The organism is Aquirufa avitistagni, assembly GCF_042715545.1.
Lineage (GTDB): Bacteria > Bacteroidota > Bacteroidia > Cytophagales > Spirosomataceae > Aquirufa > Aquirufa avitistagni.
On the sequence record NZ_JBBKXZ010000001.1, the window covers coordinates 169,577 to 190,970 of the forward strand.

The 21,394-nt window shown below is 43.8% G+C and carries 15 protein-coding genes; 2 read left to right on the forward strand and 13 right to left on the reverse strand.

Features of this window, described 5'->3' with window-relative positions; all coding sequences use genetic code 11:
- Positions 1 to 78 precede the first annotated feature (78 nt).
- From rocD to gcvP, 4 genes are all read right to left on the reverse strand, one after another.
- A complete protein-coding gene (gene rocD / locus U0R10_RS00740; RefSeq protein ID WP_377981764.1) occupies positions 79 to 1,296 on the reverse strand; it encodes an ornithine--oxo-acid transaminase in 1,218 nt (405 codons plus the stop codon).
- Positions 1,297 to 1,369: 73 nt separating this feature from the next.
- Positions 1,370 to 2,545, reverse strand: a complete 1,176-nt coding sequence (locus U0R10_RS00745) for an acetyl-CoA C-acyltransferase (RefSeq protein WP_377981765.1) — start codon at positions 2,543 to 2,545, stop codon at positions 1,370 to 1,372.
- A gap of 2 nt (positions 2,546 to 2,547) precedes the next feature.
- Positions 2,548 to 4,950: a 3-hydroxyacyl-CoA dehydrogenase/enoyl-CoA hydratase family protein gene (locus U0R10_RS00750; RefSeq protein WP_377981766.1), complete on the reverse strand. Its 2,403-nt coding sequence runs from the start codon at positions 4,948 to 4,950 to the stop codon at positions 2,548 to 2,550.
- Positions 4,951 to 5,119: 169 nt separating this feature from the next.
- Positions 5,120 to 8,005, reverse strand: coding sequence for an aminomethyl-transferring glycine dehydrogenase (gene gcvP / locus U0R10_RS00755; protein ID WP_377981767.1), 2,886 nt, complete (start codon positions 8,003 to 8,005; stop codon positions 5,120 to 5,122).
- 104 nt (positions 8,006 to 8,109) lie between these two features.
- Here gcvP and U0R10_RS00760 point away from each other — a divergent pair, with 104 nt between their 5' ends.
- Positions 8,110 to 9,708: a M28 family peptidase gene (locus U0R10_RS00760; RefSeq protein ID WP_377981768.1), complete on the forward strand. Its 1,599-nt coding sequence runs from the start codon at positions 8,110 to 8,112 to the stop codon at positions 9,706 to 9,708.
- A gap of 261 nt (positions 9,709 to 9,969) precedes the next feature.
- On the opposite strand, the gene U0R10_RS00765 is transcribed toward U0R10_RS00760, so the two are convergent.
- The 4 genes from U0R10_RS00765 to U0R10_RS00780 all read right to left on the reverse strand — a co-directional run bounded on the left by U0R10_RS00765 (position 9,970) and on the right by U0R10_RS00780 (position 14,072).
- The gene (locus tag U0R10_RS00765; RefSeq protein WP_377981769.1) at positions 9,970 to 12,126 is read right to left on the reverse strand and encodes a DUF4954 family protein; all 2,157 of its coding nucleotides are present in this window, start codon (positions 12,124 to 12,126) and stop codon (positions 9,970 to 9,972) included.
- Entirely contained in the window at positions 12,123 to 12,506 is a 384-nt protein-coding gene (gene gloA2, locus U0R10_RS00770; protein ID WP_377981770.1) for an SMU1112c/YaeR family gloxylase I-like metalloprotein, read from the reverse strand. The genes U0R10_RS00765 and gloA2 overlap by 4 nt, the downstream gene beginning before the upstream one ends.
- Before the next feature lie 85 nt (positions 12,507 to 12,591).
- The gene (locus tag U0R10_RS00775; protein ID WP_377981771.1) at positions 12,592 to 13,650 is read right to left on the reverse strand and encodes a glycoside hydrolase family 130 protein; all 1,059 of its coding nucleotides are present in this window, start codon (positions 13,648 to 13,650) and stop codon (positions 12,592 to 12,594) included.
- A gap of 101 nt (positions 13,651 to 13,751) precedes the next feature.
- On the reverse strand, positions 13,752 to 14,072 hold the full coding sequence (locus tag U0R10_RS00780) for an MmcQ/YjbR family DNA-binding protein (RefSeq protein ID WP_377981772.1): 321 nt from the start codon (positions 14,070 to 14,072) through the stop codon (positions 13,752 to 13,754).
- A 57-nt stretch (positions 14,073 to 14,129) separates the two neighbouring features.
- Here U0R10_RS00780 and U0R10_RS00785 point away from each other — a divergent pair, with 57 nt between their 5' ends.
- The gene (locus U0R10_RS00785) at positions 14,130 to 15,047 is read left to right on the forward strand and encodes a TIM barrel protein (protein WP_377981773.1); all 918 of its coding nucleotides are present in this window, start codon (positions 14,130 to 14,132) and stop codon (positions 15,045 to 15,047) included.
- On the opposite strand, the gene U0R10_RS00790 is transcribed toward U0R10_RS00785, so the two are convergent.
- From U0R10_RS00790 to glmS, 5 genes are read right to left on the reverse strand one after another with little or no spacing between them, the layout of a single operon-like run.
- Positions 15,044 to 15,691, reverse strand: a complete 648-nt coding sequence (locus tag U0R10_RS00790; protein WP_377981774.1) for a LolA family protein — start codon at positions 15,689 to 15,691, stop codon at positions 15,044 to 15,046. The genes U0R10_RS00785 and U0R10_RS00790 overlap by 4 nt on opposite strands.
- The gene (locus U0R10_RS00795; protein ID WP_377981775.1) at positions 15,691 to 16,536 is read right to left on the reverse strand and encodes an ABC transporter permease; all 846 of its coding nucleotides are present in this window, start codon (positions 16,534 to 16,536) and stop codon (positions 15,691 to 15,693) included. The genes U0R10_RS00790 and U0R10_RS00795 overlap by 1 nt, the downstream gene beginning before the upstream one ends.
- Positions 16,533 to 17,447 carry an ABC transporter ATP-binding protein gene (locus tag U0R10_RS00800; RefSeq protein WP_377981776.1) on the reverse strand — a complete coding sequence of 305 codons (915 nt, stop codon included), beginning with the start codon at positions 17,445 to 17,447 and terminating at the stop codon, positions 16,533 to 16,535. The genes U0R10_RS00795 and U0R10_RS00800 overlap by 4 nt, the downstream gene beginning before the upstream one ends.
- A gap of 39 nt (positions 17,448 to 17,486) precedes the next feature.
- Positions 17,487 to 19,340, reverse strand: a complete 1,854-nt coding sequence (locus tag U0R10_RS00805; protein ID WP_377981777.1) for a hypothetical protein — start codon at positions 19,338 to 19,340, stop codon at positions 17,487 to 17,489.
- Positions 19,341 to 19,363: 23 nt separating this feature from the next.
- Entirely contained in the window at positions 19,364 to 21,199 is a 1,836-nt protein-coding gene (gene glmS / locus U0R10_RS00810) for a glutamine--fructose-6-phosphate transaminase (isomerizing) (protein ID WP_377981778.1), read from the reverse strand.
- Positions 21,200 to 21,394 lie beyond the last annotated feature (195 nt).

The following is a 21,394-nucleotide window of genomic DNA, read 5'->3' on the forward strand; positions in this document are numbered from 1 at the left end:
CCGATTTTACCCATTGAATTACGTTCATCGGATCGTCAGCCCGTTTGGTTTATCGGGCATGGCAGTCCGATGAATGCGTTAATAGCCAAAAAATACCTTTTCAATAATTTCGCAGGCTTGATCCATTTCGTTTTTCGTAATGGTCAACGGTGGTGCTAAACGAATTTTATTGCCGTGTGTAGGCTTTGCCAAAAGACCTGCGCGCATGAAATCTAGGCAGATTTCCCAAGCCACCGGACTAGATTCTTCGGTGTTGATTTCAATCGCACATAATAATCCTTTTCCGCGCACTTCCCGAATCAAGGCAGTTTTTGCTTTCAGGGTTTGAAGGAATTTCATTAATTGTTTTCCGCGTTTTTCCGCATTCTCAATTAAATCCTCATCCTCCAAGATATCAATCGCGACGTTTGCTACCGCACAGGCTAATGGATTACCACCAAAAGTCGATCCATGTTCACCTGGTTTAATGGTCAACATAATTTCGTTGCTGCATAATACTGCTGAAACCGGCATGAACCCGCCGGATAACGCCTTTCCTAATAGTAAAATATCAGGGTGTACGAATTCGTGGTGGCAGGCCAACCACGCACCGGTCCGACCGAGACCCGTTTGGATTTCATCGGCGATGAAAAGTACTCGATGTTTTTTGCAAAGATCTGCTGCTTTTTTCAGGTAGCCCGCGTCGGGTAAAACTACACCAGCTTCACCTTGAATAGGTTCCACCATGAATGCCGCGACGTTGGGATCTTGTAATTTTTCTTCTAAAGCCGCTAAGTTATTGTAGGGAATTTTTAAAAATCCAGGTGTAAATGGACCAAAGTTGGTATAGCTACTCGGGTCTGTTGATGAGGAAATTGCCGATATCGTTCGGCCCCAGAAGTTGCCTTCAGCAAATATGATTTGGGCCTGATTTGCCGGAATTCCTTTTACTTCATACGCCCATTTTCGGGCTAATTTGATGGCGGATTCGCCGGCTTCGACGCCGGTATTCATCAACAATACTTTCTCGTAACCGAATTTTTCAGCGAGCTTTTTTTCCGTTAATCCCAATTGGTCATTGTGAAAAGCACGTGAACTCAAGGTGAGTTTTTGGGCTTGTTCCGTGATGGCCTGGATTAATCGGGGGTGGCAATGTCCTTGATTCACTGCGCTGTAGGCAGATAAAAAGTCAAGGTATTTTTTACCTTCAACGTCCCACACATGCACACCTAAACCTTTATTTAGGACAACGGGTATGGGATGATAGTTATGCGCACCGTATTCGGATTCTAGGCTAATGTAATCGGTTGATGTCATTTGTTGATGAGTTCCCCAGACTAAAGTCTGGGGTTATGAAATATTTGATATCCCTAGGCTTTAGCCTAGGGTATTATAGTCGCTCATAAATCCCCGCAACGCCCTGGCCGCCACCTACGCAGGCAGTTACCATACCGTACTTTTGGTTGCGGCGTTTCATTTCGTCGAATAATTGAATGGATAATTTAGCACCTGAACATCCCAGTGGGTGTCCTAAGGCAATCGCACCGCCGTTTACATTCACGATATTTGGATCAATTCCTAAGGTTTTGATTACGGCCAAAGACTGTGCCGCAAAGGCCTCATTCAATTCGATTTGTTGGATGTCATTCAGTTTCAATCCCGCTTTTTTCAAAGCTAATGGAATCGCTTCCACTGGACCGATTCCCATCAAACTTGGCTCCACACCAGCAGTCGCATACGTCACCATGCGCGCGATAGGTTCCAATTTGTGTTGCTTCACAAATGCTTCGGAAACGACTAAAAAAAAGGCTGCTCCGTCTGAAGTTTGCGAGGCATTTCCTGCCGTCACCGTTCCACCCATGGCGAATACAGGTTTTAATTTACCTAATGCTTCGATGGTCGTATCAGCACGTGGACCTTCATCTTTTGAGACGGTCCAAGTTCTTGTTTGCTTCTTGCCCGATGCCGCATCGAAATAATTTTCAGATACATTAATCGGTACGATAGAAGCGTCAAAATGACCTGCCGCTTGAGCAGCTAATGCTTTTTGATGCGATGCCAATGCAAAAGCATCTTGGTCATCACGTGAAATTTCATATTTCTTCGCAACCTCTTCAGCCGTTAAGCCCATCCCAATGTAGTAATCGGGATGCTCAGATGCGATGTTGTAATTCAAAACAGTTTTATGTCCCATCATCGGTAACATGCTCATGGATTCGGTTCCACCGGCAATAATGCAATCCGCAATGCCGGCAGCAACTTTGGAAGAAGCCAAAGCAATCGCCTCCAAACCTGATCCGCAGTAACGGTTGATGATGAATCCTGGTACGCTCTTTGGCAGTGATAAAAGAGAAATGTAACGCGCCATTTGCATACCTTGTTCCGCTTCTGGAATCGCGTTACCTACGATTAAATCTTCCACTAAAGCTGGGTCCACCGAAGGAACTTGCGCCATCAAATGTTTGATCACCTCTGCCGCCAAATCATCTGGTCGCATGGTTCTAAATCCACCTTTGTTTGCTTTTGCCACCGCCGTGCGGTAACCTGCTATGATATATGCGTTCATGATTAATTTCTTAAAGGTTTACCTCCATTTAATATGCTACTGATTCGTTCCAATGTTTTGCGTTCGCCAGAAAGCGATAAGAATGCCTCGCGCTCTAGGTCGATTAGGTATTCTTCTGTTACCATTTGTGGCGTATCTAAATCACCTCCACAAATCGCATAAGCTAGTTTATTTGCAATTAAGGCATCATGTTCGGAGATGTATTTACCCATCAACATGCCTTGGATTCCTGCTTTAAATAATGCCAAACCTTGTTTTCCTTCCACCCAGACATCACTTCGTGGCTGCTGCTGCACATAACCTGCTTCGGCCAATGCTATCGCCTCTTTTTTCGCCTCCGAAATCAATTGGCTGCGATTCAATACAATGCGATCTTCCTTACGTAAGTAGTTCATTTCCAGCGCTTCATACGCCGATGTACTCACGCGCGCTGTGGCAATGTTCATGAATGCTTCTTGCAAACGGTTGAGTTCCACATCGCCTTTCCGACGGGCATCGCCCATACGTAAAGCCATTTCTTTGGTACCACCACCGGCTGGAATTAAGCCAACGCCCACTTCCACCAATCCCATGTACAATTCTGCATGGGCAACAATTTTATCCGCATGTAAATTGATTTCTGTTCCTCCACCTAACGCAAGTGTATGCGGTGCAACAACCACCGGAATGGACGAGTAACGCACGCGCATCATGGTTTTCTGGAAGATGGCAATCATTTGATTCACTTCATCAAACTCTTGCTGGGCCGCATACATAAACAACATGCCCAAATTCGCGCCCGCCGAGAATGCCTCAACACCCTCGTTTCCAATCACCAAACCACGGTAATCTTTCTCCGCAACATCTAATGCTTTTTGGATTCCTTCCAAAACTCCTTGGCCCATCGTATTCATTTTCGAATGGAACTCCAAGTTGATGATGCCATCGCCAATATCTATGATGCTCGCATCGTCGTTTTTGAAGATGGTTTTAGTGGGCTTCAATATTTGCAGATTGATCTGCTTATTGGATCCCGGTATCGTTAGGTATTTTTTGCTGTGAATGTCATAGTACTGACGTTCGCCATTATCTGCTCTGTAAAAACTGATATGTCCCGCCTTCACCATTTCGGTCACCCAAGCGGCTGGTTGGATTCCTTCCGCAGCCATGAGATCGATTCCAGCTTGAACGCCAATAGCATCCCAAGTTTCGAAAATGCCCATTTCCCAACCGAAACCTGCGCAGATTGCTTGGTCAATTTTAACAAAATCATCCGCGATTTCAGGCACACGCATCGAAGCATAACGGAAACCGTCTAGGAATGTCTTGCGGTAAAATTCTCCCGCTAAATCTTTGCCAGCTAATAAAACAGTAAAGCGATCAGCTAATTTGTCGATGGCCTTCGTGCGTTCTAAGGTTTCGAAAGAAACCTTTTGTGACGGTCGGTATTCAAATGTTTGTAAGTCCAAACTTAAGATGACAGTCTTACCACCTTCTTTGGTCTTCTTATAAAATCCTTGGCCGGTCTTGTCGCCGAGCCATTTATTTTCCATTAATTTTTGAAGCATGTTGGGCAATTCGAAGATCGACTTGCTCTCATCGTTTGTCAATGCTTGCTTCAAATTATTCGCTACGTGAACCGTCGTATCTAAACCCACGACATCCGATAAACGGAAGGTCCCTGATTTCGGTCGGCCTACGACTTTCGAGGTCAATTTATCTACCTGCTCTACCGTCAATCCCAATTCCTCTACCACTTTCATCGTTTGCATCATCGAATAAACCCCGATGCGGTTGGCGATAAAGGCAGGTGTGTCTTTACACAAAACGGTAGTTTTACCCAATTGGGTTTCGCCGAATTGCATGAGGAAATCGATGATTTTGGGATCCGTTTTGGGTGTTGGGATAATCTCCAACAAGCGTAAGTAACGTGGCGGATTGAAAAAGTGTGTACCACAAAAGTGGTTTTGGAAATCATCTGAACGTCCCTCAGCCATCAAGTGAATGGGGATGCCGGACGTGTTCGATGTGATTAGTGTTCCTGGTTTACGGAATTGCTCGACGCGGTCATAAAGCGATTTTTTAATCGCTAAATTTTCCACCACGACCTCCATAATCCAGTCGGCCTGCGCAATCTCCGATAAGTTATCATCGAAGTTGCCTAGTTTGATGTTTTTGGCAAAGCCGCTGCTATAAAGCGATGCGGGCTTTGCCTGTATAGTTTGTTGAAATGCCGTATGGACGATCCGATTTTTCACGGATGGGTGCTCCAGGCTAAGGCCTTTTGCTTGTTCCTCTGGGTTCAGTTCTTTGGGAGCGATGTCCAAAAGCAATACTTGAACGCCAATGTTTGCGAAATGACAGGCTATGCGAGAGCCCATGATTCCTGAGCCAAGGATGGCTACGCGTTTAATGGAACGATTCATGTTAACAAGTTTGAGATTGATTTTTATTAGGGTTGTTGGGTACCGAGACCGCGCCAACTTCTAACGCAGTAAATATAAAGAAAAAACAAAATGTTATGCAAGCATACTAATTAAATTATCAGCAAAAATCCCTCTGAATTGCTCCAGAGGGATTAAATTTTACAATAACTTAATTTGATTCTGCGTAACTCGAAATAGGTTCACATGCGCAAACCAAGTTTCGATCGCCATATGCTGAGTCAATACGCGAAACTGTTGGCCAGAATTTATTAGCTCGTACATACGGAAGTGGGAATACAGCCTCTTCACGCGTGTACACTTTATCCCATTCAGCAGCCAACACACGTGTTTGTGTATGCGGCGCGTTTTTCAGTAAGTTGTTTGTCTTCTCTACTCGGCCTTCTTCAATCGCACGAATTTCAGCCCGGATACTTAACAACGCATCGCAAAAGCGATCCAATTCTTCCTTGCTTTCAGATTCTGTTGGCTCAATCATTAAGGTTCCTGCTACCGGGAACGATAGGGTAGGTGCATGGAAACCGTAATCCATTAAACGTTTAGCGATGTCCTCTGCTTCAACGGCAGCGGAGATTTTGAATGGCCGACAATCCACAATCATTTCGTGTGCACAACGACCTTGTGAGCCGGTGTATAGGATTGGGAATTCTTTTTCCAAACGCGCTTTGATGTAATTGGCATTTAAAATAGCTGTCATCGTGGCCATCGTTAATCCTTCGCCGCCCATCATCGCAATGTATGCGTATGAGATAGCTAGGATAGAAGCTGAACCAACCGGTGCCGCAGAAACTGCGCCGTGTGCCGGTGCTTCGACCGAATCCGTAATCACGTGACCTGGTAAGAATGGAACCAATTGTGGTGCCACGCCGATAGGTCCCATGCCTGGACCGCCACCTCCGTGTGGAATACAGAATGTCTTGTGCAAGTTCAAGTGACATACATCGGCGCCAATCCGTGCCGGAGATGTTAACCCCACCTGCGCGTTCATGTTTGCTCCATCCATATATACTTGTCCACCGAACTCGTGAATCATTTGGCAAATGTCAATGACGCTTTCTTCGAATACGCCGTGCGTACTTGGATAGGTAATCATTAAGCAAGCCAAATTATCTTTATGCTCTTCCGCTTTTGCGCGTAGTTCAGCTACGTCAATATTTCCGTTTGCATCACAAGGCGTCACGATTACTTTCATGCCCGCCATTACGGCAGAAGCAGGATTGGTTCCGTGTGCAGAAGAAGGAATCAGCGCGATGTTACGGTGCGAATCTCCACGCGAAGCATGGTAAGCACGAATCACCATCAAACCTGCGTATTCGCCTTGCGCACCTGAATTAGGTTGCATCGACATCGCCGCAAATCCAGTGATTTCACATAACCACTTACTTAATTCCGTAATCATTTGTTGGTACCCACGTGTCTGGAAGCCCGGAGCAAATGGATGCATTTTGCCCAATTCTGGCCAGGTTACCGGAATCATTTCGGTCGTTGCATTCAATTTCATCGTACATGATCCCAAGGAAATCATAGAATGTACCATCGATAAATCTTTGGATTCCAATGACTTCAAATAACGCAACATGCCGTGCTCGGAATGGTAGCGATTGAAGACCTCATGGGTCATGAAGTTTGATGCGCGTGTTAAGGATGTTGGGATGTTCCAAGCGACGGTCAATTCATCACCCAGTATTCGTTGGCCTTGTGCCCGTTGGAAAAATGCCAAAATCTCAATCACGTCATCTTCCGAAGTCGTCTCATCTAGCGCAATGCTTAGCTTACCTGCATCGTTTCTGTAGTATCTGAAATTGCGCTCAGATTCCTCTGCGTATTCCCGAATTTCTTCGGTTTGTTCGCCGGTTAAAACAGTTAGCGTATCAAAGTGCTGGGTGTTTTCTAAGGTGTAGCCTAGTTTTTTCAAACCAGCAGCTAATAATTCTGTTAGGCCATAAACACGCGAAGCGATTTTCTTTAAGCCTTCGGGTCCGTGGTAAATCGAATAAGCGGCAGCCATGATGGACAACAACACTTGTGCGGTACAGATATTGGACGTTGCTTTTTCTCTTCTAATATGTTGTTCGCGGGTTTGCAAAGCCATACGAAGCGCACGATTTCCTTCAGTGTCTACGGAAACCCCGATGATCCGTCCTGGAATGCTACGCTTGTATTTTTCTTTCGTCGCGAAGAAGGCCGCATGTGGACCACCGAATCCCATCGGTACACCAAAACGCTGAGAACTTCCTACCACAACATCCGCTCCCCATTCTCCTGGAGGCGTCAATAAAGTCAATGCGAGTAAGTCGGCAGCAACAACAATTTGTATAAGTTGTTCTTTGGCAGCACTTACAAAATCAGTATAATCAATTACGTCACCGTTTGCGGCTGGGTATTGTAACACGATGCCGTAATATTTCGGATTGGTTAGGTCAATTTTGGTATGGTCGCCCACTTCGATTTCAATGCCAATTGGCTCTGCGCGGGTCATCAATAAATCGATGGTTTGTGGCAGGCAAAGTGATGAAACGAAAAGGGTTTCTGCATTTCCACGTTCGGTCGGACGCTGGCCATATAACATGGTCATGGCTTCCGCTGCAGCTGTTCCTTCATCTAAGAGGGATGCGTTCGCTAATTCCATGCCAGTTAGGTCGATGATCATGGTTTGGTAGTTCAACAACATTTCCAAACGACCTTGTGCAATTTCAGCCTGGTATGGCGTGTAGGCCGTGTACCAAGATGGATTTTCCAAAATATTGCGCAAAATAACCGTAGGTGTAAATGTGTCGTAATATCCTAAGCCGATGTGGCTTTTGAAGATTTTATTTTGACCCATGACTTGTTTGAAATCGCGCAGGAATTCAAATTCAGTTTTCGGAGCAGGTAGGCGAAGGCCTTGTGCCAAACGAATTTTTTCGGGTACAGTTTGATTGATGAGTGTGTTTAAATCAGCTACGCCGATTTCTTTTAACATAGCTGCTACATCGGTCGGCTCAACATTGTTGTGACGCAATGAAAAATCTTCCCGATACTTGAAATTTGGGGTCATAAAATTCGTCTGAATTTGGATTGAAAATCGCCACAAAAGTAATGTTTTTTTAGCGATTTATTTTTGATTCCGTAACTTCGCTTTCTTATAATTTGTTTCAATCGATGAAAAAATCTACAAACTATGTGTTAGCGCTCATTCTGTTCGCTAATTTAATTTCATTGGGTGCATTTGCTCAATCAAATCCGGTGCCTTATGCCTTGACAATTAAGGCAGAAGATCTAAAAAAGCACCTGACATTTATTGCATCCGATAGCTTGAAAGGGCGGAATACGGGATCACCAGAACAAAAGGTGGCTGCGAATTACATTGCGGATCATTTTAAGAAATCAGGATTAGCACCTGTGAATGGATCTTACTTTCAAAAAGTAGATTTGGTAAATCGTTCGTGGACGAAGGTTGCCTTAGCTATCAAAGGGAAATCATACGATTATTTGGGCCAGTTTATGGCGAGTGCTTTGGTACCAGTAGCTGCGAATACGAAAGTATCTGTTGTCTTTGCTGGATTTGGAATTCAGCAGGCGGGCTTTACGGATTTTGCTAAATTAAATGCCAAAGGAAAATATGTTTTAGCATTCGAAGGAGAGGCGAAAGACGAAGCGGGTAATTATGTTTTATCAGGAACTAAGGATCCGTCTGTTTTTGGTAAAGGGGATGGATGGAAAGAGAAGTTGAAGCGTGCGCAGGCAGTGGGTGCGACGGGATTGATTTTGATTTCGGATAAATCTGAGAAAGATTTTGGTAACCAATTGCGTCAGCGTCAGGTGATGATGAAGCGTTTTGGTAATGAGCGTATGGTTTTTGCGGATGAGGCTGCTTCGCCAAACGAGGCACCTGTTTTATTGATTTCATCTGCCATGGCAGCGGAAATTTTGGGTACAAGTGAGGATCAATTATTAGCCTATAAAGCATCTATTGCTGCTGCCAAAAAATCGATTGCGCCTACGTATAAGTCGGCACCCATCAACTTAACTATTGAGCGTACGGAAAAACCAGTTGACACCTACAATGTGGTTGGCTATTTAGAGGGAACGGACAAGAAAGAGGAGTTGGTGATATTAACCGCTCATTATGATCACATTGGTATTTCGGCTGATGGCCAAATCAACAATGGTGCGAATGATGATGGTTCGGGAACGGTGACGATTATGGAATTGGCGGAGGCGTTTGGAAAGGCGGCGGCAGAAGGTAAAAAACCGCGCCGGAGTATCTTATTTATGACGGTGACGGGTGAGGAGAAAGGTTTGTTGGGTTCCGAGTATTATTCCAAGCATCCGTTGTTTCCATTGGCAAATACGGTGGTTGACCTAAACACCGACATGACCGGTCGGATCGACGATGAGCACTTGGGTAAGCCGGATTATATTTATGAGATTGGATCTGATAAATTGTCTTCATCGTTGCGCGAGATTTTGATTGATCAGAATAAGAAGCACGTAGGTTTGGAGTTGGATTTCCGTTTTAATGATCCAAATGATCCGAACCGTTTCTATTACCGTTCAGATCACTATAACTTTGCCAAGCATGGTATTCCTGTGGCGTTTTTCTTTAACGGGGTTCATGATGATTATCACCAGCCGGGTGATGATGTGGAGAAAATTGAATTTGATCAGGTACAAAAAGTGGGTCGTTTGGTGTTTTACATGGCGTGGGAAATTTCAAATCGCGAGGAGCGTTTGAAGGTTGATTCGAATAAGCCATAAGCATCTAGACGCTAGACGTCGGACGTTAGACTTTGGAGGGCCCCAAGCGATGCTTGGGGCTTTTTTTGGTGGAGACGTGAAACTGTGGGCTTTTTTCTTTGGCAAACCTCAAAGGATTGCCAAAGTTTGAGGCGTTCTTCATGCCGATTCCTAGTGACTAATTGGAAAGACTTTTATTTTTCTTGGCGCGAAACTGTGGGCTTTTTTCTTTGGCAAACCTCAAAGGATTGCCAAAGTTTGAGGCGTTCTTCACGCCGATTCCTAGCGTATAACCTGTATCGCTTTTATTTTCTCCTCAAAAATCTGCTGACTTACTTTCGACTGTTGGATAAACTCATTATCATTCAGATCCCCTACCACCGCTTCGAGTTCTTGGGCATTGCCAAACATGGCCAGGCGGAATGGATCTTGATAATCTTTTTCGCGTGATTTTTCGATTCCTGCAGTTAAGAAACGTGCGGTTTCTACGGCTTTATTTAACCAGGCTGGAATGTTGTCCATGGACTCTGGAGCAACTTTCAACAAGCCATTTAATGCATTTTCAAATTTTTGATCTGGGTATACTTTGGCCTGTGTTTCGTAGAAGTCATGAACTTGAGACCAGCGCGTGATTTGACTGTTTTTGATGCTGTTTTTGAGTTCGAGTACCGCCCCGGAAGGAATCAACTGCCCGCCTAGGTTGTCCCAGGTTTGAATAGCTGTTGCTTTTTCCATGGTCTTATGTAGTAAATCGAGCGGTTTCTGGCTTGGATTGCGGTCACATGTGGCGACCCATTCTTTGGCCGCATGGTAATGCAATAAGTCGCCAAAAATCTGGTATGCCCGATACACTTTAGCCACGCGTGTTTTCCGTTTGGTATTTTCAATTCCGGTGGCCCAAACAGCTAGATTCTCATGCTCGTTGGCAGGGTTTGCCAACCAAGCTTTTCCCGCGGCTGCATCTTTCCCGATAGCGTCACCGACCCACTGGCAAAACAATTCACGCGCTTGTAGGATTTCACTGACGGTATCTGGTGCCAAATAATCAAACTCAAGCAGCATGTTTTTTTCCACGCGTTGATCCCGCGCTGCAAATTTCCATGCATTGCGGGCAATCGCATACATGTTGTATTGAAACCAATATCCAGCAATAATCAATAAACCGCCTGTTTGATCGTCATTTCCCAATAATGAAAAGGGCATGGGATTGTGGATTTCAGCTGGATAATTGCCTTTTGAAATTAGGTTAAAGGACGCAAATTTGGAATTGTGTTTTAATGCCACTGAAAGGCCTGGCCAAAATCCACGGCCTGTCTGCAATTCACCATCCGCTCCGCGTGAATTGTGATTTGAACCTAATGTAGCTCCAGCGGCCATGTTGCTTTGGCCTTTAATGATGGACGCGCACAAAAATGAATTATTGTGATGTTGTTCGTGTGCCGGAAAAATTAAGGAATTAAGTACCTCGCAGCAGGAAATAGTTGAGTTACTTCCCAAAAATGAGTTGATCAATCGTGCCCCATATTTGAGCTGAGAATGTGCTTCCAAAATAAATCGAACAGCTTTGACACCGTAAAAAATCCGACAACCTTCATGGATGATGCCGTTGACGATTTCACAGCCTTCGCCGATTTGCGTGGAGGCGTTTGGATAAGAAATGATGGTCAAATTCTTGAGTTTATTCGCGCCCTTAATGTAGGCGTCCGAACCCATATTGACATCCTTAATGATACCGGTATTTTTGATAACGGTACGATCGCCAATCTGTCCATAAAACCCTCTTTCCGAAGAAAATTCGGCTTTGGTCAAGTTTAAATATCCAGCTTGAAGTTCTTTATCTTCTCGATCTTGCGTCCAAAGAAATGCGTCAGCAGGTCGCATCCCGATAAACGGAACGACTTTTCGGCCACCATTTTCGTTGCCTAATTCAAGCCAAATCCGAATGCGCTCTTCTTCTCCATCTTTGACAATACCATTGCCGAATTTAGCGGTGGGGGTTGTAGCGAGTTCATTGACTTGCAAAATCATGACCTCGTTGCCTATTTGATAGTGGGAGAGGAGATTGACCCGATCTATGGCCACATTATCGCCAAAATCACTCGAAATAATCGTGGAATTATATAGACCCACCGGCATGCGGAGGTTCTTGAATTCGAGGTAGCAAGACTCTAATTTTCCAATGCGCACAATGCCAAAAAATCGGCAATTTTTAACCAAATAGGGGTTGAATCCGTCTTTTACCCAAAGATCTTTCCAGTTTTCGGCCTCATTTAAATTGGCCTCTAAAATACTTATTTCGCGTGCTTGAAGTTGGCGGTAAAGACTTTGATTTATGTGGGTATTTCGGTGTTTGAACTCTGTTTCATTTGCTTTCAGGAAGTTTTCTGTCACGAAATCAAAGCCTAATTGCGCTAGTGGTTTTTTATCTATTCGATTCATTGCTCGTAAAATTCTATAGGGAGATCGTCGGGATCAGCTATAAAAGTAAAGCGTTTTCCTGTAAATTCATCGATTCTGATGGGTTCGGACGTAATATTTTGCCGATTTAATGAGGCAACGGTCGCGTCTAAATCGTCAACTGAAAAGGCAAGATGCCTAAGTCCTGAGGCCTCTGGACGTGAAGTTCTGGCCGGTGGGTTGGGAAATGAAAACAACTCGATTTGATATAAGCCATTGACTTCCAGGTCCAATTTATATGAATCTCGTGCTTCGCGGTACACTTCGCGCACGATGGTGAAGCCCAGTTTTTCGGTATAAAATGTTTTCGATTTCTGATAATCGCTGCAAATAATTGCGATGTGGTGAATTCCTAAAATCATATCTTTTCTCTTAGCTTTGCCAATCCTCCAAGGTTTGGCAAAGCTAGGGGGGAAAAGTGAGATTTTTACATGTTTTTTAAAATTATCAGTTTGTTACTGCCACGGCGATTTTTGAATCTGCAGTTCCGTAATACAAGAACCATTTGCCATTAAAGTGGACAAGTCCTTCCACAAAACAAACCTCATTGACTTCGCCGATACGCTCGTAATCTTTGTCTGGCCAAATAAATGCCTGATTCGACCGGTTTATTAATCGGTATGGTTTTTTAGCATCGAAGAGTGCTTGACCGGCGGCATAGGTGAATTTGGGGAATTTGGCATCGTTGAAATTTGCGGCATTACTCGCATTATAGATGAGTAGAATTCCTTGCGGCCTGAGTAAGGCATACGGCCCCGGTTCAACGAGGCGGGAATCAAAATACCCCATTCTCGGGTGCAGGACGGAGATTTTTTGTTGGCTTTCTGCATTCTCACAAACCTCCCATGAGCGTAGGTCACTAGATTTCGCCATGAATAAATCGGTATCCCCGAAATACATCCAATAGAATCCATCGATTTTTTGGGCGATGATTCGGCTATTGATTTCTTTGCCAACGATAGCGCCGGATTTGGACCAAAGGTTCACGTATTTTGGGCTATTCAACATCGGTCCTAGTTTTTCCCAGGCCAACAAATCACTCGAAATTGCTGAGCAAAGTCGGGCTGTTTTTCCATCATAGGAAGTGTAGGTCATCAGGTATTTACCGTCCACCGTCTCGATCACGCGCGGATCTTCAATGCCACCTGGCCATTCATATTTTTGAAATGGGTCATTGGTTGGAAATAAGATGGGTGTTGGATTTTTGATAAAATGAACGCCATCGGTTGACGTGGCCATTCCGATTCGCGAAGTGCCTAACGAATCCTGAGCGCGATATAACAAATGAATTTTTCCATTACGTACTAAAGCCGTAGGATTCAGCACATTTTTATTTTCCCAGCCCACGGATTTTTTTTGAATGGGGCATAAAAACCGTGCGTTAATATCAGGTTTCATGATTGGATTTGCCTGATCTTGTTTTTTAAATCCAGATAATTCCCAATTAGTTTTTTGCGCTAGGCTTAGGAATGGGAATAGTAGAAATAATGCGAGTATTTTTTTCATAGTTGCTCTCTTAGCTTTGGCAAGCCTCCAAGGTTTGCCAAAGCTACAGGGTGGAAGGTGATTTTCAATGGTTTATTCAAAAACTGACTTCAAAGATCAGTTTACTTATGCACTAACTGATACGAATGTAAAATAAACGATTCAATTTGTTTACGCGATAGCTCCGGTCCCACCACAATCGTATTCCAATGTTTTTTATTCATGTGAAAACCGGGCAGGACTGCCAGCGGGAATTCCTCGCGTAATTGAATGGCAAGCTCCGGATTGCATTTGACATTGAAGCGAATAGGGGAATCTTCTAGGCCAACCAGCAAAAACATTTTCCCTTTTGTTTTATATACAACGTGTTCAGGGCCAAATGGTTGCGTCTCCTCGACATCCGGCAGATTCAAACAAAATTCGACTAGTTCATCCAGATACATCCTTGTTATTTATTTAAAATATTTACGTAAGTTAGGCAGGAAAAATAAATAGATCCTATGATGAATCGCCGTAATTTTTTGTCTTCAGCCGCGCTAACTACCGCCGCTCCCTTGGTTGCACCGCTTCAATCTGCAGTTGTAAAACCAAGTCCCAAAATCAAGTTAAGTGTTTCTTCCTATTCTTATTGGCATTTTAAAGGTGATAAATTCCCAATTCAACGCGTGATTGATGAAGCGGCGAAAATGGGCTTGGATGGGATTGATGTATTGCACCGACAAATGGAAAGTGAGGACAATGCCTACCTACAGGACATTAAAAAACATGCATTTTTGAATGGAATCGCGCTGACTTGTTTGTCGATTCATCAGGGGTTCGTGACCCCAGACAAAGCGGAATTGCAAAAGCATGTGGATCATACGAATCATTGTATTGAGCTTGCTTATAAAATGGGTATTCCCTGTTTACGATTGAATACGGGTCGCTGGAATACCATCAAAAGTTTTGATGAATTAATGGCTAATCGTGGGATTGAACCCATTTTGCCAGGATATACGGAGGATGATGGATATAAATGGTGTGTGGATGGAATCCAACAATGCTTAAAAAAAGCGGAGGAATGTGGTGTGTTATTGGCGCTTGAAAATCATTGGGGCTTAGGTTCGACACCCGAAGGGATGTTGCGCATTCATGATACCGTGAATTCGCCTTGGCTTGGTCTACTTATGGACACGGGTAATTTCCTTGAAAATCCCTACGATAAATTGGAGAAAATTGTTTCTAAAACGAGTTTTGTACAAGCCAAAACGTACTACGGTGGTGGTGAATGGTATAGCCTCGAATTAGATTATCAGCGCATCATCGCGATGTTAAAAAAAGCAAATTATCAAGGCTACATTTCCATTGAGTTCGAAGGCAAAGAACCTGGGACTGTTGGCGTTCAGAAAAGTGTCGATTTACTACGTAAATACCTTTAGGAATTTACGCGGTACTTTCCGAAAATAACCTCAATAGAGCCCTTTTTGGTGCTGTTTCCGTCGTCCACTTGTCGGCTTGTGCGATTAATATCCGTCGCCACGCCTTTCGGAATTTTAAATTTTTTCACGTCAATCGTGAACTTCATACGAGCGGGCAAACCCCAGGATTTCTCGCTCGTATATTCAAACTCGCTGAGGATGGTCCCGTTTGACCTACTGGTTATCAACGATTTTAGGATGAGCATGGATTGGGTATCCACCCAGATTTTGGCTAGTACTAAATCCCCTTCATTTGCGCGTGGCAACAACGTGATGATTTCCGCACGCACACCTTGAATTACTTCGTTTCCAGATGCGATGGCCGTAAATTGATTGGGCTGACTGAAAAGCAAAGGCAGTTCCGAGAAACCGTTTTTCGGTAGGATGGAGATGCCGGCCGATTTGATTTTATAGGTATTGGGATAGGTGAATTGCACGTTTGCTTTTACCGGTAAAATCTTGATTAGCGGAATATTGGGCTTGATTTGGGCGACGACTTCATAGTGATGCACCTGCTTGAATTTTTGAGTCAAACGGGCAAAAAGCTCGTCGGCTTGTTGGGCCGAAGCGAAAAACGGAAAACATATTAAAAGCCAATATTTCATTATACAGTGATGTCTTTGCGGTGAAAAGTGATGACAGAAAGGCCAATAAATAAGGCGTTATGTGCCACGAGGATTCCGATAGATTCTTTGATCTGTTGCCATGGAATTGGGTCCTCAAAAAAGGAACGCCACGCAGCCATGTGGGTCGTAAACAATAGTGGGCGAATCGTATCAAAAACGGGTACATCCAAGGTGCCAATAATCGTAAATAATAGAATAATGGCCATCGTACTGACGATGGGACCGATGGAATTATCGGAGAAGCAGGACAGGCAAATGGATAAGGAGCTGATGGTCAACAGGGCTAAAAATGCGCCACAAAATGCGCCAGCGTATCGCCACATAACGTCCCCTTCTTGAAGAATAACGAGCCCATCTGAATTCAGAACCATTAAATCTCCAGGTCCGAATAAAAATCGACCAATCCCAACCGCCATAAAGCCCAACCATAGAACGATCAAAAACGTATAGATACCACCGGCTAGGAATTTGGACATGAGGAGTTGGGTCCGTGTAATTGGTTTGGTCATGAGCATGCGCAAGGTTCCCATGGCGGCTTCACCTGAAATGAGGTCGCCGGTGACTAGGGCAACTAGCAGTGGAATGTGCACGATAAGCATCTGTAGGATGATAAATGCCACTAAATTGCCGTTGAGTACCTTGCCTTCAAAGCGTAACGTTTGTTCAAAAGAGGCCGTGACGAATGAAATCATCGACATGCCATCTGCCATCAACGCAAATAAAATGATGCCTACCAATCCCGTGATTGCCGCGAGTCCTAAATAACTTCGAGGTTTCAGCGCGATTTTGATCAACTCGTTTCGGGTGCTATGTAAAAATATCATGAGGCAAGTAAGTTGATGAAGTAATCTTCTAATTTCCGTTTCGATTCTATCGAAAAAATAGGTACCCCGGCTTCGATCAGTTGGCGATTTACCTCCGGAATTAATTCTTTTTGTAAGGTGACTTCGATGGTGTCGCTGCCGATTTTCTTCACCTGAGCATTTGGATATTTTTCAACAATGGACATGCCTTTAGAGATTGCATCTTCTTGCGTTTGAATCCGAATGATTTGGTCTTCCTCGTTTAATAATTCTTTCACATTTCCTTCGACCACGCTTTTTCCCTGGTGAATAATCACCATTCTGTTGCAGATAATTTCAACTTCACTGAGATTGTGTGAGGAGAAAACAATCGTTTTTTGTTGTTCATTTTTCAAGCGCAAAATCAAGTTGCGCATATCGATGATTCCCTGCGGATCAAGTCCGGTAGTAGGTTCGTCGAGAACAATGAGATCTGGATTATGTAATAATGTTTGGGCAATGCCAAGTCGCTGGCGCATGCCGTGGGAAAATCCTCCCACTTGATCTTTTTCGCGACCTTCCAGGCCTACGAATTCGAGCATGTTATAGATTTCTTTTTTCGTGGATGGCGCACCTGAAATCCGGGAAAACAAATCAAGATTTCGGTAAGCGCTTAGAAATTTATAAAAATCTGGTTTCTCAATCAGACTACCAACGCGGCGTAGAATTTGCGTACGATTGGAAGCAAGTGGCAAACCAAAAAGTGAAATATCCCCCGCATCCGGTTTGATGAGCGATAGCATACAACGCATGGTGGTACTTTTTCCTGCGCCATTTGGCCCCAGAAATCCATAGACATCACCACGATTGACCTGAATATTTACGTCACGGACGGCTTGAAAAGAACCAAAATTTTTAGCTAAATGCTGGATGGAAATAATCGAATCAGACATGGTAGCGTAACACGCTCTGGGGAAAAATTGTTTCTTAATTTATAAATAAGCCCATGGAAATCGCGTGTGAAATTTGATACCCGCGACATTCGTACTCTTTTCTCCGCCGTGCATGTAAAATGACAAAAGTTCATTTTGAGTGGTCACGCGTTTATTTACAATGACTCCACCTTTTAAAATCTTGTCAATGACCCTGAACTCTTTTTGGGTGCCGTCGTCGTAGTAAATCGTGCAATACATGTAGGGAGGCTGAAATAGCAGTCGGCAAAGTTTCCCCCACACACTATATTCTAAATTTGCCACCATGCGATAGGGGGCACTTTTTTGTGGAAGCGGAATGTATTGATCCTGATGGATTGTTGGCAGCCTAAATACAAAATTTTCTCCCCGAGCGGTCGCGCTATTTTTCTGCAGTAACAAGAGCGTATCCTTACCTACTGTAAATTGTTCGTTGACGGAATACCGTTTTAACAATTCAAAATTAACATCTGTATCCGCCCAAAAAGGGTTTTGCTCTCTGAATTGATCTAGTTTAAATAAGACAAAATCCGGTGCTGAAGCACTCGCATATTTTCTGCCGTTGAGTTGCATTAACTCTGCGGTATAGGCGGAATAGGTCTGAATAACCGGTCTTGGATTGTAATTTAACTTGTTGAAGAAAATGTATGAAACGTCGTTGTGAAGTATGTCAACGGTCCTTTGGCCAATTTTAGATTTAACCCTTTCTGGAAATTGGAGCGGTTTTTCGTCAAAGTTTTTGCTGTATGTATAATTAAATAGCGTTCCAAAATACTTGATAGGATTGGGATTAATGGGGCGGAATGTCGCCATGTATCCACCTAAGGTGTTGTTGCCATCTGAAAATCGGATGTATTGGGTGGCAAGTAAATTGACGGCCAAAACAAGGACAAATCCCCATCCAATTTTAGCGTTATATGTTCGATCGGAAAACAAAAATAGTAAGCCATTTAGCATGGGAATTAGTAGGAAAAGCCCAAAAATATTTGGGTTTGAAATAGCCGTATGCGCTTGCTTAAATCCCAAAAAGGCAATAAAAAGTATGAGAAAGTAGAGGTAGAGATTTTGTTTTATTGTGTTTTTTAAGATAAAAATCTGCCAACAAAACACCCCGAAAATTATGCCTTGAAACATTAGTAGCCCAACCAAGGCTTTGGTTGAGATGATGATTGTGGCCATGCTATCTTGATAGCCATCTATTAATGGAAGCGAATACGCGATGTAATTGATGAGGTCTACATGTAGGAAGCTGGAACCTAAGATGATTCCCAACATGAGTAAGAGGTTCTGTGCGATTGCCAATTTCCAAGTTGTCTTTTGGGTGCTAGCCAAGATGATCGAATTGAGAACGAACAGCGCGCATACAATTAGACTGATATTGACTTTGATAAAAAACAACAAAATCGCAATGAGAAGTGCTGCCCACGTACCTATGGTTTTATTTTGGTAGTAGGCATACAGAATCCAGAAAACAAAAAAGTATAAAAAAGTGAACGATAAATCTGCGAAAAATCCCCAAGGTAAAAGGATGACGAGTCCAAGTATCGCTGGATAAATCCATTTGTTCCCTTCAAAACGATCGAATGCAAGTTTGAGTAGGAATACGAAATGTCCTACGGAAATGCAGTCAACGAGTAAAATGGGGATAACGGATCCGTTTTCTTGTGGTAATTTAAAGCTTAAGTAACCAAGTGGGCCGTAGGTAAACACTAGATCATGTCCGAACGTCTTGCCTTGTTGCATGATCATCAGAATGGCTTGTGTCCAACTTGCGTCTAGGCCAACGGTCGCATAATTTATCGGAGAAACTAGCGCAATGGCTAGGAGTGCGAAAAATCCGAGAAATATACGTTGGTACAATTTTTTTGCCATCATCTGGTAAGGTAAAAAATAGCTACTTATTCCACCGTAACACTTTTTGCCAAATTTCTTGGTTTATCTACATCCAATCCACGCTCCACCCCAATGTAATACGATAAAAGCTGAGTGGGTAATACGCTGATCAACGGCGCCAAAAGCTCATCCACTTCGGGTACAACCATCACGTGATCTGCCATGCTTCGGATGAGTGTATCTCCTTCGGATATTACCGCAATCACTTTGCCTTTTCTGGCTTTAATTTCTTGGATATTGGAAACGATTTTTTCGTAATACGCATCTTTAGTTGCGATGAATAAAACGGGTAAGTTCTCGTCTACCAAGGCAATGGGGCCATGTTTCATTTCGGCAGCAGGGTAGCCCTCTGCGTGGATGTATGAAATTTCTTTCAATTTCAACGCACCTTCCAAGGCTACTGGGAAATTGTATCCACGTCCTAGAAATAGGAAATCACGCGCGTCAGCGTAGTGTTTAGCAACTTCCTTGATTGCCTCATGCGTTGCTAATGTTGTTTTGACTTTTTCAGGAATTAAGGCCAATTCACCCAACAAGCGATTGTATTCAGCTTCAGCCAATGTCCCTTTTGCCTTACCTATTTTCATGGCCATCATGGCGAGAACGGTCAGTTGGGCCGTAAATGCCTTAGTCGAAGCTACGCCAATTTCCGGTCCGGCATGCGTATAGGCACCCGCGTGCGATAAGCGTGCGATGGAGGAACCTACTGCATTGACTACGCCAAAAATAAAAGCACCCTGTTCTTTAGCCCGTTCAATGGCAACTAACGTATCAGCCGTTTCGCCACTTTGTGAGATGGCTAAAATGATATCTCCTGGTCCGATAACTGGATTGCGGTAGCGAAATTCCGAGGCGTATTCCACTTCAACGGGGATCCGACAAAGCGTTTCGATCATGTATTCGGCGACGAGGCCGGCGTGCCAACTGGTTCCACAGGCCACGATTACGATGCGTTTGGCTTGCGCAAAAACAGATAAATGTTGCTCAACACCCGCTAAGGTTAACGTCATGTTTTCACTGTCCAAACGTCCACGCAAACAATCCGTCAAACTGGCTGGTTGGTCGAAAATCTCCTTCAACATAAAATGGTCATAACCTCCTTTTTCAATTTGGGCTAATTCCATGTCGAGCTGCTGGATATAAGGTGTAATCGGCTCATTACCCAGGTTTTTTAGAATGATTTCATCCGGGGAAATAATGGCCAATTCATAGTCATTGACATAAATTACTTGCTTCGTATACTCGATAATAGGCGAGGCGTCCGACGCTAAAAAATGTTCGCCTTCTCCGACACCGATCACGAGCGGACTTCCTTTACGTGCTGCAATCAAGCGATTAGGAAAGCCCTCTTCGATGACGATGATCACGTATGCACCCACCACGCGTTTAAGCGCGATGCGCATGGCTTCCTCGAGTGATGACTGGTTGTTTTTTTGAATTTCCTCAATGAAATTAACCAATACCTCCGTATCCGTTTCGCTTTCGAATGTGTATCCTTTTTGGATTAACTCCTGCTTCAATGAGGCATAATTTTCGATAATCCCATTATGGACTAAGGTCAATTTTCCCGAATTAGATTTGTGTGGATGGGCATTTGCATCCGATGGTTCACCGTGTGTGGCCCAGCGCGTATGGCCAATGCCCACTGTAGCCGTTTGTGTAATTGGATCTGTCCAAGCCTCCAATTCAGCTACCCGACCTTTTCGCTTAAAACTCGTGACTTGATCTCCATAAAGTGCGATTCCTGAACTGTCATAACCGCGGTATTCCAAACGTTTTAATCCCTTTAGGATAATTGAGTAAGCGGCTTGGTGGCCGATGTAAGCGACAATTCCACACATATAGATTGATTTTTAGGGCGAATTTTAGAAGCACAAATATCTTGAAATATCGGCTTAAATGCAAGAAACCGGTAAACGCTGCCAAGGTCTTCAGACCCCGGCAGCGTAACGCAAAGAAGTACTATTTCGCCAGCTTAACTACCTAAAACCTGATTATTTTCACATTTTTAGCCCTTTTTAGGCGCTTTTTTGAGC